Source organism: Chryseobacterium sp. T16E-39 (assembly GCF_002216065.1).
GTDB lineage: Bacteria > Bacteroidota > Bacteroidia > Flavobacteriales > Weeksellaceae > Chryseobacterium.
In genome coordinates, this window is record NZ_CP022282.1 from 4,732,313 (window position 1) to 4,743,809 (window position 11,497).

The window sequence follows — 11,497 nt, forward strand, 5'->3', positions numbered from 1 at the left end:
AAAAATTAAGTTTTACAGGCTAAAATCAGGGATTTTACGGAAGAGTCTGTTGGAAATACGGATACATAAATTTGTAAGATGAATAGCTAAAAAGCAGGAAAATTATTTCCTGCTTTTTCTGTTTATTAAAAATAGAACCACTAAAATTGAAATGACGATAATCATATATAATATTTTGTGATTAAAGCGGTTAAAGTCCCTAAGATAAGTAATGCAATACCAAACGTAAGCATTCCGAGAATGTAAGAAACAAGAGCTTTTACATAGCTCGCTGTTTTTGTTTTATCAAAAAATTGTCCTACAGCCCACGAAAAGTATACAAGAATGATTACGGTAGCTATTGCCATCGAATGAATGTGGGTTATCCCTTCCAAAATTGCAAAAACTGAAAATATCAACATTTCCATTCCCAGAACAAAGCATAAGAGGATCAGTATTTCAAAAAAGTTATAATCATACTTTTTGAAAAACACTTTTAACCAAAAAGCAATGAATCCACCCATGATAATATTGGAATATCCATAATGACTCTGAATCCAGTTATTAATGGGATTGGCTTGTGAGCCATTGGCATCTTCAAATTTGATGTAGCCTTCTTCGATATGAAATAAGTGATTAATTAAAGTGTAAATGAGTGAAGTAACAATTATAAATATAATTGGTTTTACAAGTCTGCTTCTGTTTTCGCTGATGAAATGCTTAATGTTTTCTCCGGGCCTTATCAGTAATTCCCGTATTGTATATAAAATTCCCCTCTCAAAATGCAGTACGTGTTCAATCTCATGGATGATATAACGACCATCGATTCTTTTGGGTTTTACATTTTGTCTGCAGTTTGAACAAAACTCTTCACTCATGGCTAGGCTAAATTGTAAAGCAAAAAAAGAGAAATGATTTTAAATAAACTTTACACCTTTGTTTAAATTTTGATATTTTTATCCAATGGAAGATGAAAAAAGATCATTATTAAACAGAAATAAGATAAAAATGACATCCAATGAGGATGAGCAACAGTTTAGTAATTATTTGGAAGTCGTAAAATCTTTTGCCAAAATAACTTACCAAAGTGTTTACGTCATTGACTATGAAGAAATGAAATTTGAATATGTTTCTGATAATCCACTGTTTCTGGCCGGTTATTCTTCTGAAGAGGTGCTCAAAATGGGGTACGAATTCTATTATAATAACGTTCCTGAAGATGATTTAGAACTATTGAACATTATCAACGATCTTGGGTTTGATTTTTATGATAAACTGCCTCAGTCTGATGAACGGAAATTATACAGCATCTCTTATGATTTCCATTTAAAAGGCAAGTATAAAAAGCCGGTACTTATTAATCATAAATTGACACCCCTTTTTCTTACTTCTAATGCTTCTCTTTGGAAATCATTATGTTTGGTGTCTGTTTCAAATAATCAGACTGCAGGAAATGTAACGATTAATAAACAAGGTTCAGATTTGTTGTGGAAACTGGATGTACCACGAAGAGTCTGGATCGCAGAAAACAAATCAAAACTAAAAGAAAAAGAATTGGAGATCCTCAGGCTTTATGCCCAGGGACTGACGATCAATCAGATTGCCGGGAAAATATTTGTTTCCCCGGATACCGTTAAATATTACAGGAAAAAGATCTTTGAAAGTTTTGGGGTTAAAAATTTCACTGAAGCACTGGCTTTTGCTACCTATAATAAGATTATCTAATTTTCTGTAGATTTTAGTGCCCAGGCTATTAAGGGAGCCTGCATAAAAAGTCTTGCAAATCTTTGATTGTCCGTATTGAGGCCAAAAGAGTCTTTTCTGTTTTTGTATTGAGCAATATTTCCGGGCAGGACGGCCGCGAAAAATCCTGCGACCACTTTTCCCATCGTCTTTCTGTACTTTTTTGGAGTGACAATAGTTGCTGTTCCCAAAAGTATTTCTACAATTCCTGAATAGACTACGGTATCATCTTTTTTTAAGGGAACCCAGTCAGGAACCTGGGCCTGAAACTCTTTTCTGGCAAATGTAAGATGGCCAATTCCGGCTGTAATAAGAAAAGTACCTAATGCTATTCTTGAAATATCTTTAGTTTCCATAATAATAGTATTTGAGTATTGTAGATATAATGAATTCTAAAATCAGACCATTCAATCTTGTTTTTCTTTTCGTATCTTAAAAGTCATAAGCTTTGAGATAATAAAATGTACTCCAAACCTGCTATGCCCAACAGATGTGCGTGTAATCATAAAGTTTTCTTATCGCTTTGATTATTTTTGTTAGAATACATTAAAATCGTTTTCAATCCTAAATTTGAATATATGAAACCGAAACAGATTTTCGGAGTTCCGGATCAGGAAAAGGGAGGATCACATGACACTGAAAGCCACAGGCAATTTGATGATTCAGCATCTGCATCAAAAAATTTTGAGATCCTTAAGCAAAGATTTTTTTCAATTAATAGTTGGAAGAAATATACAGGTGAAAATTCAGCGGATTTCAGGCTTTATGATTCTGCCGGAAAAGCTGTGAAGAGATCTCCTGAAATAGGGGATTTTATAAGAATTGATATTCCGGGGCCCGGTGAGATTGAAGCGAAAGGATATGATTGGGTTGAGGTTGTTAACTGGTCTCATCAGCTTTCCGAACTTTCCGAATATTTCATAATGACCTGCAGGCCCTCAAAAATTCCGGGAAATAAGAATAATGACCATATTGCGCATTTTTATTCTGAGCAATCGACATCAACATTTATCATCTCAAAAGAGAATAATGAATTAACAGCAGGTATTTATGGGCGTAATGAAGTACCTAATTCAGATGCTGAATTGATGGATAAGATAAGAAATGTATTTATTGCAGTTGGCGGAATGATAGGAATTTCAAAAATTCAATGGAAGGCTCTTGCTGATGGATTATTGGATTTCGATTAATATGAATTTACAGTTTTACTACATTTTTATAGACTCCTATAAAATTCAGGTACCGTAGTTACGAGAAAATTTATTAAATTTAGCCAACAGAAAATCTAATATTTTATGATAGATAAGAGAGTAAAAAATGCAAAGGAAGCCATTGAAGGAATTCAGGATGGAATGACTTTAATGTTGGGGGGATTTGGCCTTTGCGGAATACCTGAAAACTCCATTAATGCTTTAGTAGACAGTGATGTGAAAGACTTAACATGCATTTCAAATAATGCAGGTGTTGATGATTTCGGATTAGGACTTCTTCTTCATAAAAGACAAATTAAGAAAATGATTTCTTCCTATGTAGGGGAAAACGCAGAATTTGAAAGACAAATGCTTTCGGGAGAATTGGACGTTGAACTTACTCCTCAGGGAACTCTTGCTGAAAAATGCAGAGCGGCACAAGCTGGAATTCCGGCCTTTTATACGCCTGCAGGATATGGGACAGAAATAGCGGAAGGCAAGGAAGTTAAAGATTTTAATGGCAAACCTCATATCTTGGAGCATGCCTATAAAGCCGACTATTCTATTGTTAAAGCCTGGAAAGGAGACCATGCCGGGAATTTAATTTTCAAGGGATCTGCCAGAAACTTTAATCATCCAATGGCTGGGGCGGGGAAAATTACAATTGCTGAAGTGGAAGAATTGGTAGCACCTGGAGAGTTAGACCCTAACGAGATTCATATTCCCGGAATTATGATTCAGAGAATATTTCAAGGTGAAAAATTTGAAAAAAGAATTGAACAAAGAACAGTCAGAACAAAGGAATAATTTTTTTGGAAAGACCAATTGATCATAAAAACAAAGCGCTGAATACTTTCAGCGCTTTGTTTGTTTTATTCTTCGGAAACAAGCATTTTTCTTTCTCCGATCTGTTGTCGCCACATGGCGTAGTACAATCCTTTTTCGGAAATCAGATTATCGTGAGATCCCATTTCTATGACCTGACCGCGTTCAAGTACATAAATTCGGTCTGCATGCATAATAGTACTTAAACGGTGAGCAATAAGAACCGTAATCTGTTCTTTTTCTTTTGAAATATCCTTTATAGTAGATGTGATTTCCTCTTCAGTAATACTATCCAAAGCTGAAGTTGCTTCATCAAAAATTAATAAATGAGGTTTTCTTAAAAGTGCTCGTGCAATGGCAATTCTTTGTTTTTCACCACCACTCAGTTTAAGTCCGCCTTCTCCAATCACTGTTTCAATTCCTTTTTCTGCTCTTTCCAACAATGCAGTACAGCTTGACTTCTGTAAAGCTATTTCAAGGTCTACCGGTGTCGCTTTTGGATTCACAAAAAGAAGGTTTTCTTTGATCGTTCCTGCAAAAAGCTGAGTATCCTGAGTGACAAAACCTATTTGATTTCTCAACTCATCAAAATCAAATTCTTTTCCATTGATAGAATTGTAAAAAATATTCCCTTCCTGGGGTCTGTAAAGTCCTACAAGCAGTTTCACTAATGTACTTTTTCCTGAACCACTTGGTCCCACAAAAGCGATAGTCTCTCCATTTTTAACATTAAAGGAGATATTATTTAAAGCTTTATATTGAGCTGACTGATGCTTAAAAGAGACATGCTTAAATTCCAGTTCTTCAATAGCACCAATTTGCTTTGGATGAAGCGGCTTTTCTTCCACTTCTTTTTTCATTAATCGGTCAAAATTATTCAGGGAAGCTTCAGCTTCACGATAAGAAATAATGATGTTACCGATTTCCTGCATCGGACCGAAAATAAAAAAGCCATAAAACATCAGAGATAAATATTGTCCCGGAGTAACGATGTTTTTGAAAATCAACAGTAATAGGGTCAGGGTAATCATCTGTTGAAGAAAATTAACCATTGTTCCCTGGATAAAGCTTAAAGAACGGATACTTTTAACTTTTCTAAGCTCAAGCCCAAGAATCTTGTATGTATTATTGTTTAACCGGAGTACCTCCTGGTTGGTTAATCCTAAACTTTTAACGATTTCTATATTTCTTAAGCTTTCTGTAGTACTTCCGGCCAAAGCCGTTGTTTCTGAAACGATATTTTTCTGAATATTTTTTATCCTCTTACTTAATAAATTAGTGATAAAGGCAATCAGGAAAATCCCACAAATGTACACCGGCATGATCGACCAATGGAGACGAATAGCATATACAGAAACGAAAATAATACTGACTAATATTCCAAAGAAGATATTAATAAAACTTGTGATGAACTTTACGGAATCCTCTCTTACTTTTGTTAAGATCGATAAGGTTTCACCACTTCTCTGATCCTCAAATTCCTGATAAGGAAGAGCCATTGAATGTTTTAAACCGTCTGTAAAGATTTTAGCACCAAATTTTTGGGTAATAACACTTACTGCATAATCCTGAAAAGCTTTAGCGATTCTACTCACCATCGCTGTTCCAATCAGCAATCCTAAAAAATAAAAAACGCCATGATATATACTGTCACCATATAAATATTGGTTCATATTTCTTGGTAAAAGCTTTTCTTTATCGAAAAAGTTAGGATGGGTAACCAGTCTATCCAGGATATTACCCGTAATTGCCGGGGCAAATAAAGAAAAAACCTGATTAATTGACGCTAATAATAAAGAGAGAGCAACCAACCATTGGTAAGGTTTTAGGTATCTTAAAAGTATTTTCATTCTAATAAATAATGTTGCAAAATTAAAGATATTATTTTGACTTCTGATGTTAATAATTTTGAATAATAAAGCCCTTTTGTATTCGATTGAAAATATTTAAATTGCAGTCTAAGTTTTTACTATGCTCACAAAAGAACAAATTGCCAAAAGAATTTCAAAAGAATTAAAAGATCGTTATTATGTAAACCTGGGAATAGGAATTCCTACTTTGGTTGCCAACTATGTTCCCGACAACATTTCCGTAGAATTTCAAAGTGAAAATGGTGTTTTAGGAATGGGACCTTTCCCCTTTGAAGGCGAAGAAGATGCAGATATCATTAACGCTGGAAAACAGACCATCACGATATTAGAAGGGGGATCATTTTTTGATTCAGCATTCAGTTTTGGAATGATTCGCGGCCAGAAAGTAGATCTTACGATCCTGGGAGCAATGGAAGTTTCTGAAAATGGAGATATTGCCAATTGGAAAATTCCTGGAAAAATGGTGAAGGGAATGGGTGGTGCAATGGATTTGGTAGCTTCGGCTGAAAATATTATTGTAGCGATGATGCACGTAAATAAAGCAGGAGAAAGTAAAATACTTAAAAAATGCACACTTCCTTTAACAGGAGTAAACTGTGTGAAAAGAGTAGTTACTGAATTAGCTGTATTAGATATTACTCCCGCTGGATTTAAGCTTATTGAAAGAGCGCCGGGGGTTTCAGTAGAACATATTATAGCATCTACAGAAGCAGATCTGATCATTGAAGGCGAAATTCCTGAAATGCAATTCTAATAAAAAACATAAAAAAAGCTGTTTCAGAACTATGAAACAGCTTTTTTTATTTTCTGTGATAGAATAAGCGTAATTTTATCAACTATCAACTATCAACTATCAACTATTTTCCGTCCTGTGCTCCAAAAACTTTCTGCAAAATACTCGTTGTTCTCATAACAGAATTATTTCTGATACCATTCTCTTTATCAGCAACCATTTTGAATACACCATTGATCGTTTCTGTAGTTACATACTCATTAAGATCAGTTGTTACAGCCTGTCCGGTAAGCATATTGTATTTTGAAATAAGATTTTTCCAAACCGTATCAGCACCTACTTTTCCCAGTGATGCCTGTACTTTTGGCTCAAATGCTGTAAATAGCTGGCTTTGCGTTTTAGTCTGAAGATAATTAGTTGCCGCATTATTAGAGCCTAATAAAATGTTTTTAGCATCTGTAATCGTCATGGATGTAATGGCATTGGTAAAAATAGGAGCAGCTTCTGTTACTGCATCTTCAGCAGCTCTGTTTAATAATTTTACTCCTTCATCAGCCAGTTTTCCCATTCCGAGAGAACGTAATGTGGTGTCAATTTTTCTTAGTTTTTCGGGCATTAATATTTTTACAGCCTCATTTTTTAAGAAACCATCCGTTACCCCTAATTTTTTCACTCCTTCATTTACGCCCAGGTTTAAAGCTTCTTTTAGCCCGGATGAAATCTGTGTAGACGTAAGATTATTCAAATTGACAGAAGAAGATCTGTTGGGCGAAGGAGTAGAAGGTGTATTTACATTAGTTGTTGCGGATGTAGTCTTTGTTTTTGGTGGATTATTAAGGTCGACACCTGTTTTTTCTTTAACAGTAGATTTTATAATATCTAAAAGTTGTGCTTGTGCTGAAACTGAAAATGCCAAGCTCGCTGCCAAAAAAAATGTTTTTCTCATTGTATATTTTTTGCAAAATTAGATCTTTATTATGGGAATAAGTTAAATAATTCACCGGAATTTTTCAGAAAATAATTATATTCGCTTAAATCTTAATCACACAAAATAATGCGTTCATTACTGGTATTTTCTCTTATGATTTCCAATCTGTTTTTTTCGCAAACTCAACTGAATTTAATTCCTTACCCAAAAAATGTTACCATTTTAAATGGTGGATTTAGCATTCCTGAAACATTATTTCTGGACAAAGACCTGCCAAAACAGGAAACTGAGTATTTAAAGAAAAGCTTAAGTTCAGATCTGAAATTTCAGACAACTGAAAAAGGAAAAGCACAATTGGTCTATACCCAACTGAAGAAGGTTAATGGTAATAATCAGAATGAGTTTTATTCATTACAAATTTCTCCAAAGCAAATCCTGATAGAATCATATACGAAACAGGGATATTTCCTGGCTCTTCAGACATTGATCCAGTTATTTGAAAACTATCAGAACGATAAAAATATTCCTGCTTTAAAAATTGAAGATGAGCCCAAATTTGCATGGCGCGGAATGCATCTTGATGTTTGTCGTCATTTCTTCACAGTGGATGAGGTAAAACAATACATTGATTATTTAGCCATGTATAAGCTTAATACTTTTCACTGGCACTTAACTGACGACCAGGGGTGGAGGATTGAAATCAAAAAATATCCAAAACTGACTGAAATTGGGTCTAAAAGAAAAGAATCGATGATCGGGGCCTATGTTGATAATACATTTGACGGAAAGCCATATGGTCCTTATTTTTATACACAGGAGCAGATCAAAGATGTCGTTAAATATGCAGAACAGCGACACATTACAATAGTTCCGGAAATTGAAATGCCCGGGCATGCATTGGCTGCACTTTCTGCTTATCCGGAATTGGCCTGTACAAAAGGTCCTTTTGAGGCTGCAACAAAATGGGGCGTTTTTGATGATGTATTCTGTCCTAAAGAAGAGACTTTTACGTTCTTAGAGAATGTTTTGGATGAGGTTATGCAGCTTTTCCCTTCCCAGTATATTCATATTGGAGGTGATGAGTGTCCGAAAACAAGATGGAAAGAGTGCCCTCATTGTCAGGAATTAATTAAAAAGAATAATTTAAAAGATGAACACGGGCTTCAAAGCTACTTTATTCATACCATTGAAAAATATGTAAACAGCAAAGGCCGGAAAATAATAGGCTGGGACGAAATATTAGAAGGTGGGCTTGCTCCTAATGCGGCAGTAATGAGCTGGACCGGGGTTAATGGAGGTATTGAAGCCGCTAAATCAAAACATTTTGCAGTAATGACGCCCGGAGCTTTTTGTTATTTTGATCATTATCAGGGTGATCCGCAATCAGAGCCTAATGCTTTCGGAGGATTTACCCCTTTAGATAAAGTATATTCTTACAACCCAATCCCTTCAGAGCTTAATGCTGAGCAGGCAAAATATATTTTGGGAGTTCAGGCTAATTTATGGACCGAATACATATTGGATTTTAAACATGTTCAGTACATGATTTTTCCAAGGCTTATGGCACTTTCAGAAGTAGGTTGGGGAACTGCTGATTCAAAAAAATATAAAGATTTTGAAAACAGGGTTATACAGCAGTTTAAAATTTTAGATAAAAAGAAAATCAATTATGCGAAAAGTATTTATAATATTTTAGGAAAAGTCATTCCTTCTGCTAATGGAGTGGCCTATGAATTATCCACTTCTCAGAATTCCAATGGAATAAAATATACAACGGATGGAACGGATCCAACGGCGAGTTCAATGCCTTATCACAACGCTATACCGGTATCAAAAGTAATGACGATTAAATCTGCCTATTTTGAAAATGGGGTGATAAAAAGTGCTGTTTCTTCCCAACAGTTTAATCCTTCCAAAACAACGGGAAAGAAGATTGTTTTAGAGCAGCAACCGAGTGAAAATTATTCTTTTGGAGGTGCTTTTACTTTAGTAGATGGGATTTTTGGAAATCAAAAACAGCTAGGAAAAACATGGTTAGGTTTCGATGGAAAAGATGTAGTGGCAGTTATCGATTTGGGAGTGAAAACCCAGTTTTCAGAAGTATATTTCAACACCCTGGAAAATAAAGGAAGCTGGATTCATTTGGCAAAATCAGCACAGGTCTCTGTTTCTGACGATAATGTCAATTTTAAAATGATTAAAGAGATCGGAAAAGATGAAATTCAGAATTCAAAAGGAAAAGTAAAATTGAATGTGGGAAATCAAAATTCAAAGTACATTAAAATAAAAATAGAAAATGCCGGAATTATTCCAGCTGGAAATCCTGGAGCTGATTCTAAAGCCTGGCTTTTTGTAGATGAAATAGGAGCAAATTAAATATCCAAATCTACCCAAATCCTATAACCTAAACTCTGAAAAATTATGAACTCAAGAAGAAAATTTATAAAAAATACAGCTATTGCCTCTTCTGCATTGCTGCTGAATCCTTTAGATCTGATCGCTAAAGAATTACCTGAAACAAACAAAATCGTTAATAAGCCTATCGTTCTTTCAACATGGAACTTCGGATTAAAAGCCAACGAAGAAGCCTGGACAATTCTTGGTAAAAACGGACGTGCATTAGATGCTGTTGAAAAAGGAGTTCGCTTGGTAGAGCTGGATCCTACAGAGAGAAGTGTCGGCTATGGTGGACGCCCTGACCGGGATGGAAGAGTGACATTGGATGCCTGTATCATGGATGAAAATTATAACATCGGATCAGTTGCCTGCATTGAAAATGTTAAAAATCCAATTTCGGTAGCAAGAGCAGTGATGGAAAAGACACCGCACGTAATGCTGGTAGGAGATGGAGCACTTCAGTTTGCTTTATCACAAGGCTTTAAGAAAGAAAACCTGCTAACTCCAGAATCAGAAAAAGAATGGAAAGAATGGCTTAAAAGCAGTAAATATCAACCTATTGTCAATATTGAGAACCATGATACGATCGGAATGATTGCATTGGATGCACAAGGAAACCTTTCGGGAGCTTGCACTACCAGTGGAATGGCTTTTAAAATGCATGGCAGGGTGGGAGATTCACCCATTATCGGAGCCGGATTGTTTGTTGACAATGAAGTGGGAGCAGCAACAGCAACAGGTCATGGTGAAGAAGTGATAAGAACTGTGGGAACTCACTTGGTTGTTGAACTCATGAGACAGGGAAGAAATCCACAACAGGCCTGTAAAGAAGCAGTAGAGAGAATTGTAAAAATTACGCAAAGAAGGAACAAAAACCTGAAAGATATTCAGGTTGGGTTTATTGCATTAAATAAAAATGGGGAATATGGATCTTACTGTATCCAGGACGGATTTAATTTTGCGGTTCATGATCAGAAAGGAAACCGGTTGGAAACTCCTGAATTTGCATTGAAATAAATATTTTATACCATAAGATATCAATAGAAACGGGCTTTAGCCCGTTTTCAAATTTTAATATTTATCATCCATTGGCTTTAGCCGAAACATAAAATTGAATATAAGAAAATGTCAAAAATAGAAATAGCATGTTTTAATCCTCATTCTGCAATGGTTGCCTATGAAAATGGAGCAGACAGAATAGAATTATGCGATGGATTAAGTGAAGGGGGAACAACACCGGGTTTTGAAATAACAAAAGAGCTTCGAGAAAAAATAAATATTCCCATTTTTGTAATGATTCGCCCCCGTGGTGGAAATTTCACCTACTCAAATGAAGAGTTTGAGCAAATGAAAAAGGATCTCAGTGAATTAAAAACGCTTAAAGTTGATGGTTTTGTTTTTGGTATTTTAACTGAAAATGATGAGGTTGATATGGAGGCAAACAAGATCCTTATAGATCTGGCTCATCCGCTGCCATGTACTTTTCATCGGGCTTTCGACAGGGCAAAAGACCTTGAGGGTTCTTTAGAGAAAGTGATTGAATGTGGTTTTAAAACCATTCTTACTTCAGGGCAAAAACCTAATGTTACGGAAGGAAAAGAAAATCTTAAGAAATTAGTTGAGTTATCCAATGGTAGAATAGAAATTCTTATCGGCGGGGGATTAAGATCAACTAATATTCAGGATATCAGGGAATTTACAAACGCAACCTATTTCCACTCTTCGGCTATTACAGATGGTGGACAGTTTGCGAATGTCGATGAAGTAATTGCCCTGAAGAGTAAATAATACCCAGCCTGTCATTCCGAGGAACGAAGGAATCTACACCAAT

The 11,497-nt window shown here is 35.4% G+C and carries 11 protein-coding genes; 7 read left to right on the top strand and 4 right to left on the bottom strand.

Going from position 1 to position 11,497, the window contains the following annotated elements; all coding sequences use genetic code 11:
* Positions 1 to 161: 161 nt before the first annotated feature.
* The gene (locus CEY12_RS21500; RefSeq protein WP_089029606.1) at positions 162 to 857 is read right to left on the bottom strand and encodes a DUF3667 domain-containing protein; all 696 of its coding nucleotides are present in this window, start codon (positions 855 to 857) and stop codon (positions 162 to 164) included.
* Positions 858 to 942: 85 nt separating this feature from the next.
* On the opposite strand from CEY12_RS21500, the gene CEY12_RS21505 reads away from it, so the two are divergent.
* Positions 943 to 1,704 (top strand): response regulator transcription factor, encoded by a 762-nt coding sequence (locus CEY12_RS21505; protein ID WP_089029607.1) that lies wholly within the window; start codon positions 943 to 945, stop codon positions 1,702 to 1,704.
* Here CEY12_RS21505 and CEY12_RS21510 read toward each other — a convergent pair.
* The gene (locus CEY12_RS21510; protein ID WP_089029608.1) at positions 1,701 to 2,078 is read right to left on the bottom strand and encodes a hypothetical protein; all 378 of its coding nucleotides are present in this window, start codon (positions 2,076 to 2,078) and stop codon (positions 1,701 to 1,703) included. The two genes, CEY12_RS21505 and CEY12_RS21510, sit on opposite strands and share 4 nt — an antisense overlap.
* 222 nt (positions 2,079 to 2,300) lie before the next feature.
* Here CEY12_RS21510 and CEY12_RS21515 point away from each other — a divergent pair, with 222 nt between their 5' ends.
* Positions 2,301 to 2,912 (top strand): hypothetical protein, encoded by a 612-nt coding sequence (locus CEY12_RS21515; RefSeq protein ID WP_089029609.1) that lies wholly within the window; start codon positions 2,301 to 2,303, stop codon positions 2,910 to 2,912.
* 105 nt (positions 2,913 to 3,017) lie between these two features.
* Positions 3,018 to 3,719 (top strand): CoA transferase subunit A, encoded by a 702-nt coding sequence (locus tag CEY12_RS21520; RefSeq protein WP_089029610.1) that lies wholly within the window; start codon positions 3,018 to 3,020, stop codon positions 3,717 to 3,719.
* Positions 3,720 to 3,784: 65 nt separating this feature from the next.
* Here the strand turns inward: CEY12_RS21520 and CEY12_RS21525 are convergent, their stop codons facing one another.
* Positions 3,785 to 5,587 (bottom strand): ABC transporter ATP-binding protein, encoded by a 1,803-nt coding sequence (locus tag CEY12_RS21525; protein ID WP_089029611.1) that lies wholly within the window; start codon positions 5,585 to 5,587, stop codon positions 3,785 to 3,787.
* Positions 5,588 to 5,708: 121 nt separating this feature from the next.
* Between CEY12_RS21525 and CEY12_RS21530 the strand changes: the two genes are divergently transcribed.
* A complete protein-coding gene (locus CEY12_RS21530; RefSeq protein WP_089029612.1) occupies positions 5,709 to 6,362 on the top strand; it encodes a CoA transferase subunit B in 654 nt (217 codons plus the stop codon).
* Between the two features lie 103 nt (positions 6,363 to 6,465).
* Here CEY12_RS21530 and CEY12_RS21535 read toward each other — a convergent pair whose 3' ends face one another.
* Positions 6,466 to 7,287 carry a DUF4197 domain-containing protein gene (locus CEY12_RS21535; protein ID WP_089029613.1) on the bottom strand — a complete coding sequence of 274 codons (822 nt, stop codon included), beginning with the start codon at positions 7,285 to 7,287 and terminating at the stop codon, positions 6,466 to 6,468.
* Between the two features lie 108 nt (positions 7,288 to 7,395).
* Here CEY12_RS21535 and CEY12_RS21540 point away from each other — a divergent pair, with 108 nt between their 5' ends.
* From CEY12_RS21540 to CEY12_RS21550, 3 genes are all read left to right on the top strand, one after another.
* Positions 7,396 to 9,645 (top strand): family 20 glycosylhydrolase, encoded by a 2,250-nt coding sequence (locus tag CEY12_RS21540; RefSeq protein WP_228409752.1) that lies wholly within the window; start codon positions 7,396 to 7,398, stop codon positions 9,643 to 9,645.
* A 45-nt stretch (positions 9,646 to 9,690) separates the two neighbouring features.
* Positions 9,691 to 10,683 carry an isoaspartyl peptidase/L-asparaginase family protein gene (locus tag CEY12_RS21545; protein WP_172821057.1) on the top strand — a complete coding sequence of 331 codons (993 nt, stop codon included), beginning with the start codon at positions 9,691 to 9,693 and terminating at the stop codon, positions 10,681 to 10,683.
* A 108-nt stretch (positions 10,684 to 10,791) separates the two neighbouring features.
* A complete protein-coding gene (locus CEY12_RS21550; RefSeq protein WP_089029616.1) occupies positions 10,792 to 11,454 on the top strand; it encodes a copper homeostasis protein CutC in 663 nt (220 codons plus the stop codon).
* Positions 11,455 to 11,497 lie beyond the last annotated feature (43 nt).

What these genes read in the sequence shown, in the direction of transcription:
- CEY12_RS21510 (WP_089029608.1), bottom strand. Translation starts at nt 2,078, where the DNA reads ATGGAAACTAAAGATATTTCAAGAATAGCATTAGGTACTTTTCTTATT.
- CEY12_RS21525 (WP_089029611.1), bottom strand. Translation starts at nt 5,587, where the DNA reads ATGAAAATACTTTTAAGATACCTAAAACCTTACCAATGGTTGGTTGCT.
- CEY12_RS21500 (WP_089029606.1), bottom strand. Translation starts at nt 857, where the DNA reads ATGAGTGAAGAGTTTTGTTCAAACTGCAGACAAAATGTAAAACCCAAA.
- CEY12_RS21505 (WP_089029607.1), top strand. Translation starts at nt 943, where the DNA reads ATGGAAGATGAAAAAAGATCATTATTAAACAGAAATAAGATAAAAATG.
- CEY12_RS21545 (WP_172821057.1), top strand. Translation starts at nt 9,691, where the DNA reads ATGAACTCAAGAAGAAAATTTATAAAAAATACAGCTATTGCCTCTTCT.
- CEY12_RS21530 (WP_089029612.1), top strand. Translation starts at nt 5,709, where the DNA reads ATGCTCACAAAAGAACAAATTGCCAAAAGAATTTCAAAAGAATTAAAA.
- CEY12_RS21535 (WP_089029613.1), bottom strand. Translation starts at nt 7,287, where the DNA reads ATGAGAAAAACATTTTTTTTGGCAGCGAGCTTGGCATTTTCAGTTTCA.
- CEY12_RS21540 (WP_228409752.1), top strand. Translation starts at nt 7,396, where the DNA reads ATGCGTTCATTACTGGTATTTTCTCTTATGATTTCCAATCTGTTTTTT.
- CEY12_RS21515 (WP_089029609.1), top strand. Translation starts at nt 2,301, where the DNA reads ATGAAACCGAAACAGATTTTCGGAGTTCCGGATCAGGAAAAGGGAGGA.
- CEY12_RS21520 (WP_089029610.1), top strand. Translation starts at nt 3,018, where the DNA reads ATGATAGATAAGAGAGTAAAAAATGCAAAGGAAGCCATTGAAGGAATT.
- CEY12_RS21550 (WP_089029616.1), top strand. Translation starts at nt 10,792, where the DNA reads ATGTCAAAAATAGAAATAGCATGTTTTAATCCTCATTCTGCAATGGTT.